Genomic DNA, 21554 nt, shown 5'->3' with positions numbered 1-21554 from the left:
GCCACTGCAGCCAGTAATATGCCCGACCCGCCACTGATCAAAAGTTGTATTTTAGAAAGATGCTTTGATAGCACATAGCTCTCTTCAGCACTCGCAGAACTTATTTTGTATAGCGCAGCGGAGATTATCGCACCGTCTAAAAAAAAAGCATTTCCGCCCAGCGAACACTAACGGCATATATTCCCACCGCTTTTGTTCCCAGCCAGTAATTTATCATTACCTGGTCAATTTTGAAATGCATTATGTTTGCGATAAACCCAACATAGATCACCAAACCATACCGCAGGCTATTTCGGGCTAAGTTAAGACTTGCTTTAACCTTCCTCTCGTGTTTGCACAGGATAATAAAAGCAACGATTCCGTTAATAACACCTAGCATAGCAGTTAGTCTTATAATGTTTTCGACATCCAACCTGTTGGAAGCCCACAGGGTTACAATTGCCAGGATATTAACAACTGTAATATATAACCCGATTCGGTAAGTTACTACAGCTCGATTAATTCCGGTCAAAATATTTGACCAAATTATCCGGTAATAAGCTGCCGGGGCCCAAAAAAAGGCCAGCAAGATGATCCAATCCTGTAAACCGGGGAAAATCCTTTTCCAACCGGGTAGACCAAGCCACCCGGTTATGGCAGTTAAACAACCCATTACCAGTACAAATATAAGCCCTGTCCCATGGGTTTTACTGACCGGCTCACCTTTGTTGGCTAAATAGTATAGAAGACCACTACCAAAGCCTAGCAACCCAAACTCAACAATAAATGAGCTCAGTAAGTTAAAGAGGTCAAAGATGCCTTTGTTGGCCGGGCCAAGAGTTCGTGCCACAATAATGCTCCCAACCAAACCCAAGCCAAGTGACAAAAACTGAATAGCGTATATCTGCAAAGCATCTCTTTGTATTGTACCGCCTGCAAGGAGACTTTTTACTTTATTAACCATTGGAACCTCTACCGGAGTTTATGATGTTTATTATTGCCGCCAAATTAGCCTCCGCTTCCTGGCGAAAATGCTCCGCCCACTTATGGATATCCTGTCCGGAGGGAGTATATAAAGCTTTTTTAATTTGTTGAACCAGCTCTTTTACGTTTCCGTAATCGTATAACAGCATCCCTCGTGTTTCCCCAACCCTTGTTGCTACAACGGGGGTGCCGCACCAAAGCGATTCTACTCTAGAAAGGCCGTAGCTTTCGAAATCAACCCCCCTGACAAAAACATTGCTTCTTTTTAAAATCTGCAACACTTGTGAACGTGGAATGTCTGTTAGGACAGTAATCCATTCCCTCTGCTTTAATACTTTAGATTTATAATTCTTATCCCCGGTAAAAGATGCATTGATAAAAACCAGTCCAATATCATCCTCTGTCTCTTTACGAATTTTCTCTACAGCATCTGCAACGTGTTTGAATCCATAGACCGGAGTAAATGCGCCGATGCAACATACCGTTTTTCTATGATGCGCTATTGCTTGCTCGATTTCAACAGGTAAGGGGGTATTAAAAGTTTGAGGAGGAATTGGCAGCAGACTTTTTATAAGTAAGACCTTTTGTTTAACCTTGATGTTGTTTCGTAACCAGGAGTACAGATCTTCACTGACTACAATAAGTTCATCAATAAATTTAATTGCTGCATGGAAAACAAACTTCTGGACAAATGCAAAATGTTTATATCGTGACGGTAGTGACCCATCATGTATGATTTTTATCCACCTGAATCTTTTTAACATCTTAATTAATAGCCATGCCAGGGTGGCTTTTATTGAAGGATATTCCAAAAAGAAGCTGCACGAATCTAAACAGGTATCTTTCTTCGTGATTTTGAAGAAATTTTTATACACACTGGTGAAACTCGGTTGCACATAATCAATCGCCGTGCCGTCTTGTCGATATATTTTAAGGTTGCAATCAAACCCAACTTCAATAAGAAACTCATTTAGAGCATGAACATATATTGATACCCCCCCATATGGCGGAGGGTAAGGACCGAATAAAAAAATTTTTTTATTCATGCCATGTACTCCTTCCACCACAGGGCAAAATTTAACAGATACCAGGCCTGCGGGCCCCGTCCCTGGTCCATTAAACGCTCAACCCCGGCCCGGTCCAAATAATCTGTCTGGTTACAGAAGTCATTCAGTTCCTGCCTGGTTTTGTCGCCCAGGCGGTCCAAGAACCATTCATATATCGGCACACCAAAGCCCTGTTTCCGGCGGTCGATCAGTTCGTCCGGAATTAAGTCCCGCACGGCTTGCTTGAGAATGTATTTAAGGGTATTGTTTTTTGTCTTTACCCTTTCCGGAATGCTCATGGCCAATTCCACAAGTTTGTGGTCAAGGAAGGGGACGCGCCCCTCTAAACTGACCCCCATGCTCATTTTATCCACCCGCATCAGCAGCAACTCCGGGAGTCGCAGGTTCAGGTCGAGGTAAGTCATCCAGTTGAGGTGGGACTTTTCCCGCGCTTTTTCCGTAAAGCGCCGGCGGATGGGCTGCAGGGCCTCCCAGGAAGTAAGCCTGTTGAACCGCTTGCGCAGGCGGGGAGACAGGAGTAGCTGCTTTTGGGATTCGGTGAAGGCTTCCGCCCCGCCCCAAAAGATTGGCTGCCCCTTGGCTGCCCGGCGCAGCCATTCGTAGTAAGTGGATTGTTTCTTTCCTAATACCTCCAGTGCCAGGAGCCCCAGGTGTTTGAACACCCGGGGGACCGGCAGGTCATCGTAACGCTGCAGCCGGAGCGCGGTTTGCCAGCCGGGATAGCCCCAAAACAGCTCATCCGCTCCTTCCCCCACTTGGCAGACGATCACGCCGTTGTCCCGGGCCAGCTTGGAAACGTAGTAGACCGGGACACATACCGGGTCGGCAATGGGTTCGTCTTGCAAGTACACCATTTGGGGCAGAAAATCGATCAGGTCGTCAATACTGAGCAGCCGCTCATAATATTCGGCCCTGACTTCCTTTGCCATTTTGCGGGCGTAATGCAGTTCGTTTTGGTATGACCGGTATGCGCCTTGATAGCCTATGGAAAAAGTTTTGACGGGGCCGCCTTCCCCTTCGGAAAACAACGCCGCATTGGTGCTTGAGTCAATCCCGCCGGAAAGAAAAACCCCCACCGGCACATCGCTGACCTTGCGCAGCTTTACCGCTGTGCGCAGTTCAGCCAAAATCCGCCCGGCGATCTCCTCTTCGGAGACGCCGGCCAGCGGCGTGGTGTGGTCCAGAACATCCCAGTAGCGGTGCTTGCGGATCCGGCCGTCTTCGCTTACCTGCAGCCAGGTGCCGCCGGGCAGCTTGTGAATGCCCTCAAACAGGGTGTGAGGCGCCGGTGCGGTTAAAAAAGAAAGATAATGGTAGAGTGCTTCCTCGTTTACCGCCCGTTTTTGTTCGGGGTCTTCCAGGAGAGCCTTAATTTCGGAAGCGAAGATGATGCGGCCGTGGTGGATGCTGTAATACAGCGGCTTGATCCCAATCCGGTCACGGATCAGCCACATCTCCCGCTCCCTGGCGTCCCATAAGGCGATGGCAAACATACCCCGAAATTTTTCCAGGCAATTGATGCCCCACTGTTCAAACGCGTGCAGGATAACCTCGGTATCCGAGTGGTCCGTCTTCCACAGATGCCCGCCTGTTTGTTCCAGCTCCGCGCGTATTTCCGCGTGATTGTAGATCTCGCCATTGAAGGAGACCCACAGTGTAGCATCCTCGTTGCACATGGGCTGGGCGGCGGCTGAGGATAAATCGATAATGGCCAGCCGGCGGTGGCCCAGGCCCACCCGGCCGTCCTCCGCCACCCATGTTCCCGCTCCATCCGGGCCCCGGTGGACCATGGTATCCCGCATGCGGTTAATGTATGGTTCGGTAATCTTAAAACAGCTGTTTTTGAACGTCATTGCACCGGCGATGCCGCACATCAGGATTTACCCCCACTGCTGGTTGAGTAAGGGGATATCTTTCGTTCCACTTCCAAACTTATCTTCGTAGCCTGCACCTGCTGCCAGAGCGGAATGGGCCAGTCGCCCCCTTGTTGAATCGCGCGGGCAAATGCTTCCAGTTCGTCCCTTTGCCCTTTTTCCATAATCATGCTGCTTGTGCCCTTGCCTCTTGCGCCAAAAACCTCCAGGCGCTTGTAATCATTCAGCACCAAGACCCTGCCGTCTACGAATACCTCCAGCTGTTCCTTGGGGTATTCCCCGGACCCCAGCGCCGTATAAGTAAGGGTGGCTACCGAACCATCTGTAAAAGTCATGTTGGCCACAAAGTTGTCGTTGCGTTTGTAATATTCTGTATCTGGCATAATGGCCTGAGCGTTAACTTTAACAACTTTGCTGCCCGTAAAGTAGGTGAAGAGGTCGTATATGTGGCAGGCTTCGCCGCGGTTGCGCCCACCGCCTTCTTCAGTATGGACCCAGTGGTCCGGTGGGATGTAGCCTGCATTCATGCGGTAGTTAAGGATCATCGGATTGCTCCGGCCCTGAATAAGTTCGTAAATACGCCGGGCGTAGCGGGAGAAGCGGCGGTTAAAACCCGTCAACAGCAGCGGTGCATTCCCGCCGGCGGAAGCGTAATACTCTTTAATCATGTCAAGTTCTTCCCGTGTCAGTGCAAGCGGTTTTTCTACCAGCACGTGCTTGCCGGCCTTGAGCGCTTCCAGGGCCATCGAGGCATGCAGGTTGTGGCGGGTGGCAATCAGCACCGCATCAACCGCGGGGTCTTCCAAAACCTGCCGGTAGTCAGTGGTGGCATAGTTGGCCCCAAACTGTCTCGCCGTAGCGGTGGCGTTATGACCGGTGCGGCTCACCACCGCCTGTAAATGAAAACAATCCGACAGCGCCTGCAAATTCGGCAGGTGAGTGCCCTTGGCAAAATTACCCGCCCCCACCAGGGCGATCCGGATGCGGCCGGGCCCGGCGGGACGAGCGGCCGGATTGGCGACTGAGCGGGCAGGTGCGGCATTTTCCGCACGCTGTGGGTATGAAAGTAAAACAATGGGAGGGACATTGTTGCCTTCCCTGATCTCATCATAAGCCGCATGTGCTTTATCTATGGGGTAAGTGGCGGCTATCAGCGGGGCGACTTTAACTTTACCTTCGTCCAGCAGGCGTATATATTCGGCCATGTTGCGATTCTCGGTCCAGCGCACATAGGCCACGGGGTAGTCCAACCCCTTTTCCTCGTAATTATTGTCGTACCGCCCGGGCCCGTAAGAACAGGATATAAAAAAATCCAGTTCTTTTTGGTAAAAATCTGCCCGGTTTAGATGAAGCCCCACATCGCCGACCAGTACCACCCGGCCTTTCTTGCGGCACATTTGAAAAGCAGTGGATACCAGCGTGTCGGAAGATGTGGCGGCGGTAATGATGACGCCGTCGGCGCCGAGTCCGCCGGTCAGGCGCGCCACATGCTCCAGATCGCTGCCGTCTTCGGGGTGGATTCCTATATCGAGGCCCAGGCTTTGGGCCAGGTAAATGCGCTCCCGGTTTAAATCCGTGCCGATCACCCGGCAGCCATTGACCTTGAGCAGCTGGGCGGTAAGCTGTCCCAGAACCCCCAGGCCGATTACCACAAATGTTTCGCCCAAGGCGGCCTGGGCCCGGCGTACACCCTGAAGCGCAATGGCCCCCAGAGTAACTGTGCTGGCCGCGGCCAAATCCAGTTTACCCGGTACGGGAACCACAAGATTTCGCGGTACGCGGATAATTTCGGCGTGGTGGGCGTATTGCGATCCGGCGCAGGCCACTCGGTCTCCGGGCTGCAGATCCTCGATGCCCTCTCCGGTTTCCAGCACTATGCCGGCGGCGGAATAGCCTGTGGGGTGTCCGGTGGCCAGTTTGCCCTCAATCATGTTTCGGGTGTGGGCAAAGCCCTGAGTGGCCAGCATTTTTAATCCTTTCTTAGCGTTATCGGGCTGTTGCAGGATACGCTTCCACAGGGGTAACCCACTTACTTCAATCCCGCTCATTTCAGTACCCGTGGAAATGCAAGAATGATAAACTTGTACCAGTACTGTTCCGGGCTCCGACAGGGGTGCGGGGATTTTCTCCACAATCGCGTGTCCCTGTTTTATCAGAACCTGTTTCATCGCCATATCCCCCGTGTATCAATTATCACCTTCTCATTTAACAGTTCACGGCTGATACTGTAAAAGGCCCGGTGGTTGACCAGCAGCGTCACCAGATCAGCTTGTCGTAAAGCCATGCCAAGGTCGGCAAGATGAACATTTTCCAAATCAACCAGTTCTGCGGGCAAAGCGTCTATATGCGGTTCTACAACCAGGATTCGACCGGTTCGGTTTACGGCCAGTTGTTGAACGATTTCCACGGCCGGGCTTTCCCGTAAATCATTGATATCAGCCTTGAAAGCAAGCCCCAGGCAGGCTATCACCGGTTCCTTGAAGCGGGCCGCTTTTTCAGCTACTTTTGCTGCAACATAACGGGGTTTGCTGTCATTTACTTTCCGGGCGGCGCGTATGATCCTGGCCTCACCCGGAGCGGCATGAACAATAAACCAAGGATCCACGGCAATACAATGACCGCCCACGCCGGGTCCGGGCATAAGAATATTCACCCGTGGGTGTCGGTTGGCCAAGTCTATAAGTTCCCATACGTTTATACCTAGATTATCGCAGATAACCGAAAGCTCATTGGCAAAAGCGATATTCACGTCCCTGAAAGCATTTTCCACCAGTTTGCATAATTCAGCGGTACGAGCATCGGTAAGCAAAATATTTCCCTTGATAAACTTTCGGTAAAACAACTCTGCTTTTTGGGCGGAAGCTTGATCTATACCGCCAATGATTCTGTCGTTATCTATCAGTTCTTTAATAATCTGTCCGGGCAAAACGCGCTCCGGGCAGTGGGTAATAAAAATTTGTGCCCCTTCGCTGGCGACCGGGGCGATATGTTCATTAACAGGAGGAATTAACAGATCAGGACGTAATTCTTTTAACCAGCCGGTGATTTTTTCAGTTGTTCCCACGGGACTTGTTGATTCAAGTATAACCAGGTTGCCGGGCTCCAGATAAGGAGCGATGGCGTGGGTGGCTGTTTGAATATATGATATGTCGGGAAATTGTTTTTCTTTTAGCGGTGTCGGTACGGCAATGATGAAAATTTCTGCAGGTGCAGGCTCCAGGGCGGCAACCAGATTGCCGCTTAATACCGCCGATTTAACAAGAACGTCCAGGTCGGGTTCATGAATGTGGTTACTGCCGCGATTGATGGCTTCCACGGTTTTTGTATTAACATCTACACCATGAACCTTAAAACCCTTGGTTGCCAGCAGGCTGGCGGTGGGTAACCCAATGTAGCCCAACCCTAATACACAAACCTTTTCCATCAAATCCCTCTTTTCATGTCACCCGTTGATAATTTTGTGTTACCGCTCGTTTTCAACTCTTCTTTCATGGCTTTACCAAAGGCTTTTTAGGGGTTATTCCCCTGGCATTGCTTCCGGTCAAAACCACACGTGCTGTCAGCAAAACTATTCTCAGGTCGAGCCATAGAGAGTAGTTATTGATATACCAGAGATCATATATTAACTTGTCTTCCGCTGAGGTGGCATACCTGCCCTTAACCTGGGCCAGGCCGGTGATTCCCGGCCTGATATGCAGCCTGTAACGGTAGTGTGGTATCGTTTGCATGAATTCTTTTACAAAAATGGGACGCTCCGGACGAGGTCCCACTATGCTCATATCTCCCCGCAAAACATTGTAAAGCTGGGGCAATTCATCCAGCCGGCTGGCCCGCAGTATTTTGCCTACCGGGGTCACCCGGGAATCATCTTTTGTGGCCAATACCGGTCCGGTCAGTTGTTCCGCCTGGTGAATCATTGAACGAAATTTAAATAATTTAAAAATTTTACCATTAAGGCCTACTCTTTCCTGAGTGTAAAAAACCGGCCCGGGTGAGGTTAATTTAATGGCCAGTGCTATTAAAGGGAATAAAAAAAAGGCCAGTATAAGGCCGATTGCGGATAGCAGCAAGTCAAGGATTCTTTTTTTCCATTGCTGCCGGTAGGAAAGACCCAGGCCGCTGACTCGCAAAAGCGGTATATCGCCCACGTAGAAAAAACTTGCTCCCTGCAGCAACACCTCAAACAAGCCCGGCACCAGGTATAATGTTTTATTTGTTTCCTGGCAAAGGGACATAATGACCTGCATTTTATCTTTTTTTACACCGGGAGTTAAACATATAATGTCGTGGTTGTTTACCAGTTTTTCAAATGAGCCGGTATCATCGGCCCAATTGTAAATAATGGTTTCAACTTGCCCGTTAAAATAGTTGGATATCTTACTGGCTACAAAAGCAGCCTCGCTTTTTGGTCCGATGATTAAAAAAGTCTGGTTTTTTCCTGTAATTTTAGCTTTGTTTAGCATGCTTTCAGATCCTTTTGCGTCATGTTTGAAGATTTATTTATTAGCGTAGTCGTCAAGCAGCCACTGAATTTTTTTTGCATCGCGGGGGCTGACCAGGAAAACAGCGCTTTTGTCGTCCCAGTAAGTTTGTACCGGTCGAATTTTTTGTCGTTGCAAGTAATCCCGCAGTAGTTCTCTGTTTTCTTTATCCATTTTTATGACTATCTTGCTGCTGCTACCATCCTTGCCGGTTGCGGCCAATATTTTTATTTTCATTGCCCGGCCGCTTGAAAGCAACTTTGATTCCTGGCCGGCGGCAGCAAGGCGTAACCTGTTTTCTTTGGCCGGTTTATCTTCTGAGGCATACCTTTCATACATTAATGTAAAAAACCCGGGGTCCTCCCGGATTTTTTTCTTTAATTGGTTTGCCGGCGAATCTTGCCGTGCCGTTAAACAGGCATGCTCCGCCCCGGGTTCTATTTTGTATGTATAGCTTAGGTTTGCGGCTTTTTTTCTCATGCGTGATAACTGAGTGGAAACCGTTCTTTGTTCTAAATTTAATTTGGCGGCAATCTCTTTGTTAGAAAGCCCCTGGCGGTACAATTTATAGATTTCTTTTTGTTGAGAGCTCAATATTTCATATGGCAATAGCAGTAATTTCCTTGCCAAGAATAATTCACCTCTTACAGCTTTTAAGTACAGATTATGAATAATTATGTTTATGTGTTACAATTTGGTGCCGTTTATTGTAAAAAAAATTGGCAGCACTTTTCCACCGGGATAGACATAAATTGTTAAAAACCCCGGGTGAATGAATATGAAAGCTTTATTCCACATTCATACCAGGTATTCGCCTGATGCTTTGCTTTCTCCCGCCAAAGCGCTCAAATATGCACAGGATAACGGCTTCGATGTACTGGCTGTAACGGACCACGATACTCTGGCCGGTGCACGGGAAGCTGAAAAATTAAACAAAAGCAGCCGGTTATCTATAATCACCGGAGCGGAATACAGTACGGAAAAGGGGCACATTATCGGGCTGTTTTTAAAAGATGATATTTTGCCCGGTAACAGTGTTGATGTAATTTCTGCAATCAAGTCCCAGGGCGGGCTGGTGGTGTTGCCGCATCCGGTACGGCTTAAGGAGGTGGATGATGAACTGATGCGCCACGTTGATATTGTGGAAGGACATAATTGCCGGGTAGATTCAGCCGGAAACCGGTTCGCCATGGAACTGGCCCGCGCTTACGATAAACCGGTGCTGTTGGGAAATGACGCCCATTTTGCGGGAGAACTGAAATTGGGCGCGGTGGAATTTCACAACCGGTATGACGACCCGCGAAAGACCATACTAAAAGCGCAGCGCACTTTGCATGTCAAGTCATCGTCGCATCATTACAAACAAATAAGTGGTTTTATTCATAGCTACCGGCAGTACGGATTGTATATCGCTTTTATGAGGGAATTTATGGAAAAGATAACAAAGTTTCTGCCGAAGCCTACAGGAAGTGGCAAATAATACTGCTTTTCTTGTTGTATTTTGTAACAGATCCAAATTTTTGCTCATAAACTATATCTATACAATAGTAAGTAATGAAAGAAAGGAGTTTAAGTTAAATGAACATTTTAACGATGGCGGGTAAGGAAGTTGGATCACCCATAGTTGTGTTTCCTGATAATATTGCCGGGGGTTCGTTTATACCGGGTACTTTAGTAAGGTTCATAGATGATGTCCTTATCCAGGTAAGTGTGGGAACTGTTACTATCCAGGACGGGGCATGGAAACCGGTGAATCCTTTTGTGGCGGGTGATCAGGTATTCGTACCCATTAGCTCAATAAAAACTTTTGTTTAAAAGCACGGGAGGAGGAGTTTAGCATGATATCTCATTTCACCCGTGGGTTAGATAATGATCGAGGAAAACAGATTGTCCGCGGAGATTTAACCCCCAGGGGAAAAGCTATAGAGCGAGGAGAAAAAATACATTCTTCAAGGCAATCGTTAATGCGCGGAACTAATGATAATAACTATCAAGAGGGGGCTTGCCATATGTCTAATATTATAACGATGGCAGGTAAAGAAGTTGGATCTCCTGTAGTTGTATTTCCTGATAACATTGCCGGGGGCTCGTTTATACCGGGGACTATAATGAGGATTATCGAGGATACGCTCCTTCAGATGAGCGTGGGAACCGTTACAATCCAGGACGGTGAGTGGAAACCGGTAAATCCTTTTGTGGCAGGCGACCAGGTTTTTATACCCATTGAAGCAATTGATTCTTTTGTCTAAGAATTCATTTTATGGGTGCTTATTCCAGGCATTTTAGTGGAACAGACTTAATAATAATAAAATGTATGTAGAAAATTAAAAAGATTTTAGCACAGATTGGGGCGCTTAAGAATATTTTACTTTAAGGATAACTTTCCTATAGGGAAAAATTAAAAAAAAGGGGGAATTAACTTGGCATCTATTGCAAAAAGCGTTGATGCATCCAGCCTGGCGGAAGTAGTCGATCGCATTTTAGAAAAGGGTATAGTAATCGATGCTTACGTCCGGTTAGCTCTGGTAGGGATTGAGCTACTGGCCATTGAAGCAAGGGTAGTTATTGCAAGTGTCGAGACCTGGTTGAAGTATGCTGAAGCAGTAGGTCTTACGGTGCCGCCGACAACTGAACGTGTGCCGCTTACTGCCTAATTACTTATTTAACGTAGGGGTTTGGGGCATATATAAAAGTATGCCCCAAACAAATATTTTTAAAATGACTAATTGTTGGAGGTATATAGATATGTCTTTGGTTAATAACTTCCAATCCCTTGGTGAAGATTTGATCAGGGCATGCGAAGATCGGAAGAAAAATATTTCAGAGCTGAGGGATTATGTGAACGAGCTTTTAGAACAAATAGCTTCAAATAGAGCAGCAGTATCCCGGGAAATGTGGGAAAAATTAAAGGAGGCCCGTTTAAACCGCCTGGATGAAGTAGAAAAATTATTAAACGAGATCATTCAAGACAGAAGCGAAGCGAGGAAAATTTGGGCCCAAACTCTGGATACTCTTAAAAAAATGGGTTGCAGTTGACAGTGCTGTTGTGATTAGCGGGGGGATTTTGATTTGAATATCATAGAAGTGGTATCCACTGTAGAAAAATTTTTTAGTGATGTGTTAAAAAGGCCCGGCGTCATAGTGGGTATCCTAAGGGATCAGGATTTGTGGAAAGTTCAAATAGAAGTCGCCGAGGAAGTGGAGTATATGCGCAAGCGGGCCCAGGATGATTTGCTGGCCATGTACGAGGTAACAGTGAACAACGACCTGGAAATCCTGGCCTTTGAAAGGAAGTACCTACGGGAAAGGGATTCCACGGATATCGGTAAGACTTAAAATTATTCTTAATGAATCAGTTACTCAGTATCTATAAATGCTGGGCAATTTTTTTTAGTAAATATAATTGTCAGAGGTGTAATTATGAAAGTAGAGCAGCTTTCACCCCGGGGATTTAACGAGCAGGAGTTTATCAAGACCCCTTATATTGATGACATAACTGAACGGGCGCTGACATACATTAAAGCAGGTTTTCCCGTAAATTTCAGCGGACCCGCGGGTACGGGAAAGACAACCCTGGCATTATACCTGGCGTCAAAAATCGGCCGCCCCGTGGTGCTCTTGCACGGCAGCAGCGAAATAAATTCGTCAAATTTAATCGGTGGTAATTACGGCTACAGAAGAAAATATAAATTAGATAACTACATTCATTCTGTTCAGGAAGTGGAGGAATCTTTGTATTACCAGTGGGTGGAAGGGATACTGGGTAATGCCTGCCGCAACGGGATGGTCCTGGTTTACGATGAATTTACCAGGTCAAGGCCCGAGGTTAACAACTTGTTATTATCCGTTCTGGAAGAAAAAATATTAAGCTTGCCGGGCTGGCAAAAAGAAAAACATTATCTCAGGGTGCATCCGGATTTTCGGGCTGTTTTTACCAGCAATCCCGAGGAATACGCCGGAGTACACCGCGCTCAGGTTGCGCTGATTGATCGAATGATTAACCTGGAAATGGGCCAATATGACCGTCATACTGAAATCGCCATTACTTCGGCCAAATCAGGTCTGTCGGAGGACGAAGCAGCCTTTATTGTGGATTTGGTGCGCAATTTTCGAAAAAAATGCGGGTTGGAAAGTAACGTTTCGGTGCGTAGCTCCATACGTATTGCCGCTATTATTCACAGTGCCGGTGAAAAGGCATGTTTGAAAAATAACGGCGAGTTTTTCGGGAAAATTATAACTGATGTTCTTTTCTCTGAAATCAGGGACGCAGAGCCTGAAAAACGACAACTTGCAGTCAAAATAATTAAAGAAATTATTGCTCAATAAAATCGGGGGATCATTAATGAAAAAAAAGGATCACTTCTATGGTCTGGGTCTGGGTGATATATTCAGGGGCCTGGGAGATTTGTTGGAAGTTGTGCAAAAAATGGACGCCCGGGACGGTAATGTAATTAAAAAAACAGGTGAATTTGGTTCCAGCGATTCTAAAGGGCTGAAAGGTGCATATGGTTTCAGTGTTCGGGTAGGCGGGCTGGGAGGATCTACAATCCAATCTTTTGGTAATATGCGGGCGGGTGCCGGTAAAGTTGAATTTACCGAAGCCTGGGAGCCTATTTTGGACGTGTTTGATGAAGGCGATCACATACTGGTGGTTGCCGAATTGCCGGGTGTTGAAGAGGAGCAGTTGCAGCTCGAAATAGCTGAAAATTGCTTACACCTCAAGGCCTTGGGTATTAGACAATACGAAAAAAACATTGTGTTGCCCTGTAATGTGGAAGATGACATAACCTCCGTTTTTAAAAACGGCATCGTAGAAATTACCCTATATAAAAAGAAATAATGTTCTTTTTAGGCGGTGAAATTTGACCTGATGGAAAAAGGTATTTTATTAAGGGTTGCCGAGGCTTTAACCAAAGATGTGGGCCGGGGTATTGCCAGAATAGACCCGGTGGATATGCAAGCTCTTGCCGTGAATACCGGGGATATTATTGTGATTCGGGGGAAGAAAGAATCGGCAGCCAGGGTAATGCCCACTTACGCGGAAAGGAGGGGTGGGCAGCTATTACAAATAGACGGTATTACCAGGGAAAATTCCGGTGCCGCACTGGGCGAAAAAGTTTTTGTTACAGGTGCCGGAGCCCGGAAGGCCGGGCGGATCACATTGAGCCCCCCGGGCAAATGCCTTGCTTTGACCGGCGATATAATCTTAAAGGCCATTCAAAACTTACCCGTCAAGCGGGGAGATAAAGTAAGGGTTTCGCTGTTGGGATTAAATTACCAGGAGTATAGAGTGGTTAACACCGTACCGGACGGAATAGTACTGGTGGAAAAGAATACTCACGTAATTATTCAACAACCTGGAAGCGCCACTGTGGACAGGGGAATAACAGTTCGTTACGAGGACCTCGGAGGCCTGCAAAAAGAGTTGCAGCGCATCAGGGAAATGATAGAACTGCCGCTTACTTATCCTGCTCTTTTTGAACATCTCGGTATAGATCCCCCTCGCGGCGTATTATTATGCGGGCCGCCGGGTACCGGTAAAACATTAATAGCCCGGGCCGTGGCCGGCGAGACCAATGCTTATTTCATACACGTAAACGGTCCGGAGATAATTAACAAGTACTATGGCGAGAGTGAAGCTAAACTCAGGGAAATTTTTGAAACTGCCATGAAAAATCAACCAAGCATAATCTTTTTGGATGAAATTGACGCTATTGCTCCTAAAAGATTAAATGTTCATGGAGAGGTGGAAAAAAGAGTGGTGGCCCAGTTGCTGGCCCTCATGGACGGTTTGCATGACCGGGGGCGGGTTGTTGTTATCGGGGCCACCAATATACCGGATACGCTGGACAGCGCATTGCGCAGGCCGGGCCGTTTTGACCGGGAGATAACCATCGGGGTGCCTGACCGGGAAGCCAGATTGGAAATATTACAAATCCATACACGGGGTATGCCGGTATCAAAAGATGTAGATTTGGGTAGAATTGCGGAATTTGCTAACGGCTATGTCGGGGCCGACCTGAGGGCTTTATGCCGGGAAGCGGCCATGCGGGCTTTGCGAAGGGTGCTGCCCGAAATAGATTACCAATCCAATACTTTAACAGTCGATTGGTTAAAAAAGATTGAAGTGGGTATGGAGGATTTTTTAAATGCCCTGAAGGAAATTGAACCATCCGCCGCCAGGGAGCTGATGGTTGAAATACCCGGGGTTCAATGGGCTGATGTAGGAGGGCTGGAAGAGGTTAAACGGCAGCTGCAGGAGGCCGTTGAATGGCCTTTTAAATATGAACAACTGTTTAAATCCGCCAAAATAGATATGCCCCGGGGTATATTGTTGCACGGCCCCCCGGGAACCGGAAAGACGTTGATTGCCAAGGCCATTGCCAATGAAATTAATGCCAACTTTATCTCCGTAAAAGGCCCCGCCTTACTGTCCAAATGGGTGGGGGAGTCGGAAAAGGCTTTGCGGGAAATTTTTAAACGAGCGCGGCAGGTTGCACCGTGTATTATTTTTTTTGACGAAATAGATGCCCTGTTTCCCCAGCGAGGTTCGGGGGGGCAAGTTTCTGAAAGAATGTTGAGCGTGTTGTTAACCGAAATGGACGGGGTGGAAGAATTGCAGCAGGTAGTGGTGCTGGCGGCCACCAACCGGGTGGATATGCTGGATCCCGCCTTGCTGAGGCCCGGCCGGTTTGACCTGGTAATACACATGGAACTGCCCGGAGAAGGGGATCGTGTTAAGATACTGGCCGTTCACTTAAAGGACCTTCCTTTGGGTGAAGATGTTGACTGTACGGATTTAGCGTCCCAAACCGAAGGTTTTTCAGGCGCCGAACTAAGGGATTTAATCCGCCGGGCGGCATTGGAGGCTGTTCGGGCGCATGTTCAATCCGCAGGCAACCAGGGAGGGCGGGAATCGGAATTTAAAATTTGTCTCAAGCATTTTAACCTGGCCCTGCGGGATTTAAAAAACAAAGGGCGCTTGCGGGTGAAAGAAGGTGAAATCGGGCGATGACCGTTAAAAAAGGGTACTATCTTTATGCAATATTGGCTGAAAAAGAACCGCAAAATTTTGGCCCCATCGGCATAGGAGGAAAAGGGGAGAAAGTATATACTTTGCATTATAAAGACCTGGCGATGGCAGTAAGCAAAGCACCGGTAAAAACATACGACCCTGTGCGAAAAAACGCAATGGCTCACCAGAAGGTTATATCTACCATCATGCAACGTTATGATGTTTTACCGGTTAGTTTTGGTACCTGTGTTGACAGCTATGAAGAAGTAATGAACATTTTTGAAAAACTTTATGGTCAAGCGTTATCCGCCCTGGACAAAATAAAAAACAAAATTGAGGTAGGATTGAGGGTTTTTTGGAAAAAGGAATCTTTTATCCGGGAAGTGGGTTCCGCCAACCGCGAGGTTGAGGCGCTCAAAGAAAAAATTGCCGGCCGGGACAGTGATGTAAGCTCTTACAAGCAGATACTTGAATTGGGGGAAAGGTTGCAGTTAATTGCTGACAATAAAAGGCGGGAATATGTAAACTTATTGTTTGAACCCTTATGTAATATTGCATCTGATGCCAAATTAAATGATCCAACCAGTGAAAAAATGATTATCAACGCCACTTTTTTGGTGGATAAAGATAAAGAAGAAGAATTTGATCGGGCTGTAAACAAGCTTTACAATGCTTATTGTAAAGATTTGGATGTTAAGTATACCGGGCCCTGGCCCCCCTACAGTTTTGTTGGTATAAAAATTTCCCGAAAAGAGTGATTATTGTGTTTATTGTCGACGACATCTTATTAGCTCCCGCCAGGGCGTTATTCTTTATCTTTCAGGAAATCCACAAAAGGGTGGAGGAAGAGCTTTATGATGAGGAGCGGATAATCAATCAGCTGCGTTCATTGCAGACGTCACTTGAATTGGGTGACATTACAGAAGAAGAATATGACCGGGTGGAAGAAAAATTGATGGAACGGCTTGAAACAGCCCGGGAGAGAAACAAGGTCCTATCCGGGGAGGAATAACTTATGAGGCGGTTGACCCAGGAAGAAAAAGAGGTTTTAAGGGAAAAATTAAACAGGCGTTTAAATGAAGAAGCCAGGCAAATAATTGATTCTGCGTGGGAGGATGCCGCAGGCCGCTGCCGTGATAGTTTAGCCGAAATATTTTTTGAGCTGATGCTGGATAAAACGCTGGATATCATTGGAGTTACCGGTTCAACCGGAGATGAAACAGAACTGATTACATCACAGGCCCCTGAAACCTGTAAACCTGCCCGGAGTGAACGGGAGAATGCTGATGCCCGAAACCCCGGTTATGTTTACCTCTACTGTGTGGCACCGGTCGAGGCTGCCATGCTCTTTAAAGATGAAATTATAGTGGGATTACCTGACGGTGGCAGGGTGAGGGGCATAGAGTGCGGCCGGCTGGCTGCCATAGTCAGTTCCGTGCCGGCGGAAAAATATAATGAAGAGGCGCTGGAAGAATCGGTGCAGGATCCTCAATGGCTGGAAAGCCGGGTTACCGGGCATGAGCAAATTATTCAATACGTAATGAAAAGTTTTCCGGTCATTCCCATGAAGTTTTGCACTATATTTCATGCCCTCGAGCGAATTAACCGGTTGATAACAGAACGGGAAGATGAGTTCGGCAAAATTTTAGCGGGTATTGACGGTAAAGAAGAATGGGGTCTAAAAATATATTACAATCCCGGCGTACTGCGCAAGCACATGGAAAAAACCAGCGAACGGATTAAGGAAACCAGGGAAAGGGTTGAAAGCAAGGGGGAAGGAGCGGCTTATTTCATGCGCAAAAAAATGGATGAATTGATTGCTGAAGAAGTTGGGAACAAAGCCGCAGATGTGGCCGCCGGGGTGCATGGGGAACTGGAACAAATGGCCCGGGAAGCAAAGCTTAACCGGTTGCTGGGCAGTGAAGTGACGGGGCGATTGGAAATAATGGCCTTGAATGCGGTGTATTTCTTTGACCGCCATGATGTCGCCAGGTTGAAGGAAAAAGTGGAAGACTTGAGCAACAGGTACAGGGACATGGGTTTTGAATTTATCCTTACCGGACCCTGGCCGCCGTATAATTTTACGTTGGTAAGCGATCTTGGAGGTGGCGGGGCGGGTGAGTAGCGTTGTCGAGGAAAAAAACGTAACCCTGCTGGAAATACTGGACCATGTTCTTGACAAGGGGGTAGTTATAAAGGGTGAGGTGATTATTTCCATTGCCGATGTGGACTTGATTTACCTGGGATTGCAGCTGGTTTTGGCGTCGGTGGATAAGGTTTTGCCTGTATATTGGGATGATGACGTATGATTTATTTATACGGTGTTATCGATTACGGTGAAGCTTTTAGTTTTACTGTACATGGCAGCGGCCGTAAAATTTTCAATTTGGCGGTAAACGGGCTTGGCATGGTGGTTTCCCCGGCCGGCGCGGAGGACGGGAAAGTGTTGAGTCAGAATATATTGGCCCATAATACGGTCATGGAATATCTTATGGACCGTTTTACAGTGTTACCGGTAAGGTTTGGTACGCTGGTTTCGGGAGAGAATGAAGCGCGGAAATTGCTCGTTAATTACCGGAGCCAATTTGCCCGGCAGCTGAAAAGATTACACGGCAAGGTGGAAATGGGGGTTAAAGTATTATGGAACACAGAGCAGGTTTTAAGCGGGTTCCGGGAATCAGAGATATTAGGGGAATTAAAGCTGAAGAACTTGGAATCCGATACCCCCGGTCACAAATTCTTGTTCCGCAAGTACCGGGAGAAAGCGCCGGAGATGTACCTGGAGCGGAAAGCAGTACAAATAGCGGACCAAATACACGAACCGCTGGCGAGACAATCGCTGGAAGCACGCCGTCATATCCTGCGTACACCCGCCCTCATCTTAAGCGGAGCGTACCTTTTAGACCGGGAAAACGTAAGCGGGTTCCGGGGAGAATTCTTACACTTAAAGAGAAATTTTTCGGACTATAATTTTTTAATGAGCGGTCCCTGGCCTCCGTATAACTTTTTCAATCTTACCTGTATAGCGGGGGGTGAAAGTATATGAAGGCAGTTGTTGATTACGACCGGGAGTTTTTTGATGAGTTTGCCGGCGAGCTGGAAAAAACCGCCGGAACATCTCCGCAAAAAATTAAGGTCGATCCGGAAAATGTTGAGCAAGGGTTGGCGAAGCTGGTTTTAACGCTGGTGGAATTGATCAGGAGGTTGATGGAAAAACAGGCCCTGCGCCGAGTTGAGCGGGGCGCTTTAACAGAGGAGGAAATTGAAAAAGTGGGCCTTACTTTAATGAGATTGGAAGAAAAATTGGAGGAATTAAAACAGGTATTTGGTTTGGAAGGCGAGGAGCTGAATATAGATTTAGGCCCCCTCGGCAATTTGATGTAAACGGAGGGATGTTAATTGCAACATGCAACTAAAAGCACCAACCTGGCTGAAATACTGGAACGGGTTTTGGATAAAGGGCTTGTGATTGCCGGGGATATAAAAATATCTCTGGCTGATGTGGAACTTTTGAGCATAAAAATAAGGCTTCTGGTGGCTTCTGTCGATAAAGCCCGGGAAATAGGCATTAACTGGTGGGAGAATGACCCGGAATTAAGCACCAGAGCCAAGCGCCGCGAAGAAAGGCGCAAGGAACTTGAAAGCCAGACACTCCCATATTGATTAACCCAACAATGCTCCCGCCATATTTGTTGAAAGTATTCCCGGTTTGTATTTTCCCTTAACAAAAATTGGAGAGGGTTGCAGCTTGACTTTTTTAATCAAAATGTTATAATTAATATTGCACAAAAAACGCGGGCGGGTGTAGCTCAATGGTAGAGCATCAGCTTCCCAAGCTGAGGGTTGCGGGTTCGATCCCCGTCACCCGCTCCAGTAAAATCAATGGTTCCGGGGTTTTGCTGGTGACAGTAAAACCCCGTTTGACAGTAATCTGACAGTAAAATAAAAAAATCCTGCCAAATGGCAGGTGTGTGGTATGGTAGAATACTCTCCGCTGGTCCCGGAGGGTATTTTATTTTTTTCTTTGTATTGCCGCTGTCTGCCGGGGCAGGTAGCCAATCTTAAAACTAACTTTGCATACATAATGCATAAGTAGTACAGATGGAGTTGTAAAATTTTGCAATACAGATTTGCTCTATCATATTAATGTTTAATTTTGGTAACAGTTGCGTAATGTTAGAATTTTATGAAGGTAATAGAAATATTTTGTTGAATTATTGTAAAAGAAGTAATTTTAAAAAGGTGATATAAATGTCAATCTCAAAATTTAATCCCAGGTTGACTCTTGAATTTTTACAGGCTCTGAAATCAGAAGATCAGTATTTCGATAGAAAAACCGCAAAAATAGAAGCCCCAAAGTTGGCGGATTGTATTATTGGCTTTGCAAATGCTGATGGAGGTACAATAGTAGTTGGTATTAGAGATAGAAAAATTGAGGGAATAAATAATGTAGGAGCAGATAAAATTAATAGTTTAATTCAAGCCTCTATTGACTTTTGTCATCCTATGGTACGCATTAACCATGAATTCGTAGATGTGATAAAGGAAAACGGGGAAAAAGATCAACTGCTATTAATACATGTTGAACAATCTGAAAGGGTACATAAAAATAGACGAGACGAGGTTTTTTTACGTGTTGGTGATGAAACAAGGAAATTAAGTCATGAGGAAAGATTACAGTTAGAATATGACAAAGGAGAACGAGAATTTGAAATTGTAGAAATCTCCGAATGCACAATAGATGATTTAGATAATGAAGTTTTACAGAATTGGGCAAGTAATGTAGGTTTTTCTGGAAATATAGAAAAACTTCTCTTAGCAAGAGGATTAGCAACAAATGATAATGGTGGCAAACTAATGCTTAGGGTAGCCGCTATTTTATTGTTCGCAAAAGAACCTACAAGATTTCTCCCAAATGCAAGAGTTAGATTCATTAGATTTGATGGTGCTAGTATAGAATCGGGAATCCGAATGAACATTACTAAACTTGAAACAATTGAAGGCCCGATACCCAAAATTATTGAAAAAACTAAAATAATTGTTTCTAACCATTTGAGGGATTTTATGGCTTTGGGTCCTCATGGCCGTTTTATTACAGTTCCTGAATATCCTGAATTTGCATGGCAAGAAGGGCTAATTAATGCTCTCACTCATAGAGCATATAATATACAGGGATCTGATATTCAGATTAGGATGTTTGATGATAAACTAGAAATTGAAAGCCCCGGAAAATTACCTGGTTTAGTCCGATTGACAAATATTAAAGATGTAAGATACTCACGCAATCCACGAATAGCAAGGGTTTTAAATGAATTTGGTTGGGTTCGTGAATTCGGGGAAGGGGTAAATCGTATATTTGAAGAGATGAAGTTGTTTAACCTTGATGACCCTATTTATGAAGAACCTTATAATGTTTATGTAAAACTTACTTTGAAAAATAATATTGTTATGCGAAGAATTAGGCGAGAGGCCAAGATGAGTTCATTAGTTAGCCCAGAAAGTTGGGAAGCATTAACTCCCGAACAAAGAAAAGCACTTGAACTGGCTTATATACGGCAAAAACTTACTACAAAAGAATTTGCAGAATGTATTGGGAGAAGTAGAAACACAGCAAAGAAAATATTAGAATCATTATGTGATAAACAGCTACTAAAACGTGTAGGTACTTCAAATAGGGATCCGAACCTTTATTATGAATTAATAATGTAAAGAAGAATTTTTTGAACTTCTCATAATGCTTCTAATAGCTTCTCAACGAAGCAGAAGGCAATATGCTGAGCTATAAATAAAAATAGAACGATAGAAAAAGCAATGCAAGTATATTTTAAAAAAAAAGCTTAAAACAAAAAAAAACAGCTTAATTTAGTAGTTTTTAATATTTTTAGATCAAAAAACTATTTGAGCTTCGCAAAAAAGGATTTAAGCTTCTCAATTTATTGTAAGTAATCTGATAAGATCCAATAAGCAAGGGCTTTTGTTTCCAAGCTGCTCGTGTGCTATCTTATTCGGCAAATCCAGCTCATGCCCCCCGAGTGGAGTTAGTGGTGGCACCGAGTTAATGGACAGGGAGAGTATCGGATATGGGGCTTGGGGTTTAACTCTTAAAAAAGTACAAATAACGGGTGTTGGTTAAAACTTTTAAAACTTGTCTTGC

The 21554-nt window shown here is 45.9% G+C and carries 24 protein-coding genes and 1 tRNA gene; 18 read left to right on the top strand and 7 right to left on the bottom strand.

Annotated elements, in window-relative coordinates; translation table 11 throughout:
- Positions 1-136: 136 nt before the first annotated feature.
- From BM299_RS03050 to BM299_RS03020, 7 genes are all read right to left on the bottom strand, one after another.
- Positions 137-943 (bottom strand): oligosaccharide flippase family protein, encoded by an 807-nt coding sequence (locus BM299_RS03050; RefSeq protein WP_092481990.1) that lies wholly within the window; start codon positions 941-943, stop codon positions 137-139.
- A complete protein-coding gene (locus BM299_RS03045; RefSeq protein WP_092481989.1) occupies positions 936-2009 on the bottom strand; it encodes a glycosyltransferase family 4 protein in 1074 nt (357 codons plus the stop codon). Before BM299_RS03045 ends, BM299_RS03050 begins: the two co-directional genes overlap by 8 nt.
- Entirely contained in the window at positions 2006-3904 is a 1899-nt protein-coding gene (gene asnB, locus BM299_RS03040) for an asparagine synthase (glutamine-hydrolyzing) (protein WP_092481988.1), read from the bottom strand. The genes BM299_RS03045 and asnB overlap by 4 nt, the downstream gene beginning before the upstream one ends.
- On the bottom strand, positions 3904-6072 hold the full coding sequence (locus tag BM299_RS03035; protein ID WP_092481987.1) for a bi-domain-containing oxidoreductase: 2169 nt from the start codon (positions 6070-6072) through the stop codon (positions 3904-3906). Before BM299_RS03035 ends, asnB begins: the two co-directional genes overlap by 1 nt.
- On the bottom strand, positions 6069-7328 hold the full coding sequence (gene wecC / locus BM299_RS03030) for a UDP-N-acetyl-D-mannosamine dehydrogenase (RefSeq protein ID WP_092481986.1): 1260 nt from the start codon (positions 7326-7328) through the stop codon (positions 6069-6071). Before wecC ends, BM299_RS03035 begins: the two co-directional genes overlap by 4 nt.
- Before the next feature lie 64 nt (positions 7329-7392).
- Entirely contained in the window at positions 7393-8367 is a 975-nt protein-coding gene (locus BM299_RS03025) for a sugar transferase (protein WP_092481985.1), read from the bottom strand.
- Positions 8368-8400: 33 nt separating this feature from the next.
- Positions 8401-9015 (bottom strand): response regulator transcription factor, encoded by a 615-nt coding sequence (locus BM299_RS03020; RefSeq protein WP_165608153.1) that lies wholly within the window; start codon positions 9013-9015, stop codon positions 8401-8403.
- 148 nt (positions 9016-9163) lie between these two features.
- On the opposite strand from BM299_RS03020, the gene BM299_RS03015 reads away from it, so the two are divergent.
- From BM299_RS03015 to BM299_RS02930, 18 genes are all read left to right on the top strand, one after another.
- Positions 9164-9865, top strand: coding sequence for a PHP domain-containing protein (locus BM299_RS03015; RefSeq protein ID WP_165608152.1), 702 nt, complete (start codon positions 9164-9166; stop codon positions 9863-9865).
- Positions 9866-9963: 98 nt separating this feature from the next.
- Positions 9964-10200 carry a hypothetical protein gene (locus BM299_RS03010; protein ID WP_092481982.1) on the top strand — a complete coding sequence of 79 codons (237 nt, stop codon included), beginning with the start codon at positions 9964-9966 and terminating at the stop codon, positions 10198-10200.
- A 23-nt stretch (positions 10201-10223) separates the two neighbouring features.
- Positions 10224-10634 (top strand): hypothetical protein, encoded by a 411-nt coding sequence (locus tag BM299_RS03005; RefSeq protein WP_092481981.1) that lies wholly within the window; start codon positions 10224-10226, stop codon positions 10632-10634.
- Positions 10635-10814: 180 nt separating this feature from the next.
- On the top strand, positions 10815-11039 hold the full coding sequence (gvpA, locus tag BM299_RS03000) for a gas vesicle structural protein GvpA (protein ID WP_207545114.1): 225 nt from the start codon (positions 10815-10817) through the stop codon (positions 11037-11039).
- A gap of 91 nt (positions 11040-11130) precedes the next feature.
- Positions 11131-11421: a hypothetical protein gene (locus tag BM299_RS02995; protein WP_092481979.1), complete on the top strand. Its 291-nt coding sequence runs from the start codon at positions 11131-11133 to the stop codon at positions 11419-11421.
- Positions 11422-11454: 33 nt separating this feature from the next.
- Positions 11455-11721, top strand: coding sequence for a gas vesicle protein GvpO (gene gvpO / locus BM299_RS02990; protein WP_092481978.1), 267 nt, complete (start codon positions 11455-11457; stop codon positions 11719-11721).
- Positions 11722-11805: 84 nt separating this feature from the next.
- The gene (gene gvpN / locus BM299_RS02985; RefSeq protein WP_092481977.1) at positions 11806-12711 is read left to right on the top strand and encodes a gas vesicle protein GvpN; all 906 of its coding nucleotides are present in this window, start codon (positions 11806-11808) and stop codon (positions 12709-12711) included.
- Between the two features lie 16 nt (positions 12712-12727).
- Entirely contained in the window at positions 12728-13225 is a 498-nt protein-coding gene (locus BM299_RS02980) for an Hsp20/alpha crystallin family protein (protein ID WP_092481976.1), read from the top strand.
- Between the two features lie 30 nt (positions 13226-13255).
- Positions 13256-15400, top strand: a complete 2145-nt coding sequence (locus tag BM299_RS02975) for a CDC48 family AAA ATPase (RefSeq protein WP_092481975.1) — start codon at positions 13256-13258, stop codon at positions 15398-15400.
- Positions 15397-16158 carry a GvpL/GvpF family gas vesicle protein gene (locus BM299_RS02970; RefSeq protein WP_092481974.1) on the top strand — a complete coding sequence of 254 codons (762 nt, stop codon included), beginning with the start codon at positions 15397-15399 and terminating at the stop codon, positions 16156-16158. The genes BM299_RS02975 and BM299_RS02970 overlap by 4 nt, the downstream gene beginning before the upstream one ends.
- Positions 16159-16163: 5 nt before the next feature.
- On the top strand, positions 16164-16412 hold the full coding sequence (locus BM299_RS02965) for a gas vesicle protein GvpG (protein ID WP_165608151.1): 249 nt from the start codon (positions 16164-16166) through the stop codon (positions 16410-16412).
- Positions 16413-16415: 3 nt separating this feature from the next.
- Entirely contained in the window at positions 16416-17525 is a 1110-nt protein-coding gene (locus BM299_RS02960) for a GvpL/GvpF family gas vesicle protein (RefSeq protein ID WP_092481972.1), read from the top strand.
- A complete protein-coding gene (locus tag BM299_RS02955; RefSeq protein ID WP_207545106.1) occupies positions 17518-17709 on the top strand; it encodes a gas vesicle protein in 192 nt (63 codons plus the stop codon). The genes BM299_RS02960 and BM299_RS02955 overlap by 8 nt, the downstream gene beginning before the upstream one ends.
- On the top strand, positions 17706-18446 hold the full coding sequence (locus BM299_RS02950) for a GvpL/GvpF family gas vesicle protein (protein ID WP_092481971.1): 741 nt from the start codon (positions 17706-17708) through the stop codon (positions 18444-18446). The genes BM299_RS02955 and BM299_RS02950 overlap by 4 nt, the downstream gene beginning before the upstream one ends.
- Complete coding sequence (locus BM299_RS02945; RefSeq protein ID WP_092481970.1) at positions 18443-18784, top strand: gas vesicle protein K; 342 nt, start codon at positions 18443-18445, stop codon at positions 18782-18784. The genes BM299_RS02950 and BM299_RS02945 overlap by 4 nt, the downstream gene beginning before the upstream one ends.
- A gap of 15 nt (positions 18785-18799) precedes the next feature.
- Positions 18800-19063, top strand: a complete 264-nt coding sequence (locus BM299_RS02940; RefSeq protein ID WP_092481969.1) for a gas vesicle protein — start codon at positions 18800-18802, stop codon at positions 19061-19063.
- 135 nt (positions 19064-19198) lie between these two features.
- A tRNA-Gly gene (locus BM299_RS02935) sits at positions 19199-19273 on the top strand.
- Between the two features lie 378 nt (positions 19274-19651).
- Positions 19652-21109, top strand: coding sequence for an ATP-binding protein (locus BM299_RS02930; protein ID WP_092481968.1), 1458 nt, complete (start codon positions 19652-19654; stop codon positions 21107-21109).
- The last annotated feature ends 445 nt before the right edge of the window (positions 21110-21554 follow it).

The sequence above is a fragment of the Desulfoscipio geothermicus DSM 3669 genome (genome assembly GCF_900115975.1).
In the GTDB taxonomy this organism is placed as follows: Bacteria; Bacillota; Desulfotomaculia; order Desulfotomaculales; family Desulfallaceae; genus Desulfoscipio; species Desulfoscipio geothermicus.
Note: the sequence above shows the minus strand (reverse complement) of the source record. Positions and strands in the feature narration are given on the sequence as shown.

What these genes read in the sequence shown, in the direction of transcription:
- BM299_RS03050 (WP_092481990.1), bottom strand. Translation starts at nt 943, where the DNA reads ATGGTTAATAAAGTAAAAAGTCTCCTTGCAGGCGGTACAATACAAAGA.
- BM299_RS03045 (WP_092481989.1), bottom strand. Translation starts at nt 2,009, where the DNA reads ATGAATAAAAAAATTTTTTTATTCGGTCCTTACCCTCCGCCATATGGG.
- asnB (WP_092481988.1), bottom strand. Translation starts at nt 3,904, where the DNA reads ATGTGCGGCATCGCCGGTGCAATGACGTTCAAAAACAGCTGTTTTAAG.
- BM299_RS03035 (WP_092481987.1), bottom strand. Translation starts at nt 6,072, where the DNA reads ATGAAACAGGTTCTGATAAAACAGGGACACGCGATTGTGGAGAAAATC.
- wecC (WP_092481986.1), bottom strand. Translation starts at nt 7,328, where the DNA reads ATGGAAAAGGTTTGTGTATTAGGGTTGGGCTACATTGGGTTACCCACC.
- BM299_RS03025 (WP_092481985.1), bottom strand. Translation starts at nt 8,367, where the DNA reads ATGCTAAACAAAGCTAAAATTACAGGAAAAAACCAGACTTTTTTAATC.
- BM299_RS03015 (WP_165608152.1), top strand. Translation starts at nt 9,164, where the DNA reads ATGAAAGCTTTATTCCACATTCATACCAGGTATTCGCCTGATGCTTTG.
- BM299_RS03010 (WP_092481982.1), top strand. Translation starts at nt 9,964, where the DNA reads ATGAACATTTTAACGATGGCGGGTAAGGAAGTTGGATCACCCATAGTT.
- BM299_RS03005 (WP_092481981.1), top strand. Translation starts at nt 10,224, where the DNA reads ATGATATCTCATTTCACCCGTGGGTTAGATAATGATCGAGGAAAACAG.
- BM299_RS02995 (WP_092481979.1), top strand. Translation starts at nt 11,131, where the DNA reads ATGTCTTTGGTTAATAACTTCCAATCCCTTGGTGAAGATTTGATCAGG.
- gvpN (WP_092481977.1), top strand. Translation starts at nt 11,806, where the DNA reads ATGAAAGTAGAGCAGCTTTCACCCCGGGGATTTAACGAGCAGGAGTTT.
- BM299_RS02980 (WP_092481976.1), top strand. Translation starts at nt 12,728, where the DNA reads ATGAAAAAAAAGGATCACTTCTATGGTCTGGGTCTGGGTGATATATTC.
- BM299_RS02975 (WP_092481975.1), top strand. Translation starts at nt 13,256, where the DNA reads ATGGAAAAAGGTATTTTATTAAGGGTTGCCGAGGCTTTAACCAAAGAT.
- BM299_RS02970 (WP_092481974.1), top strand. Translation starts at nt 15,397, where the DNA reads ATGACCGTTAAAAAAGGGTACTATCTTTATGCAATATTGGCTGAAAAA.
- BM299_RS02960 (WP_092481972.1), top strand. Translation starts at nt 16,416, where the DNA reads ATGAGGCGGTTGACCCAGGAAGAAAAAGAGGTTTTAAGGGAAAAATTA.
- BM299_RS02950 (WP_092481971.1), top strand. Translation starts at nt 17,706, where the DNA reads ATGATTTATTTATACGGTGTTATCGATTACGGTGAAGCTTTTAGTTTT.
- BM299_RS02945 (WP_092481970.1), top strand. Translation starts at nt 18,443, where the DNA reads ATGAAGGCAGTTGTTGATTACGACCGGGAGTTTTTTGATGAGTTTGCC.
- BM299_RS02930 (WP_092481968.1), top strand. Translation starts at nt 19,652, where the DNA reads ATGTCAATCTCAAAATTTAATCCCAGGTTGACTCTTGAATTTTTACAG.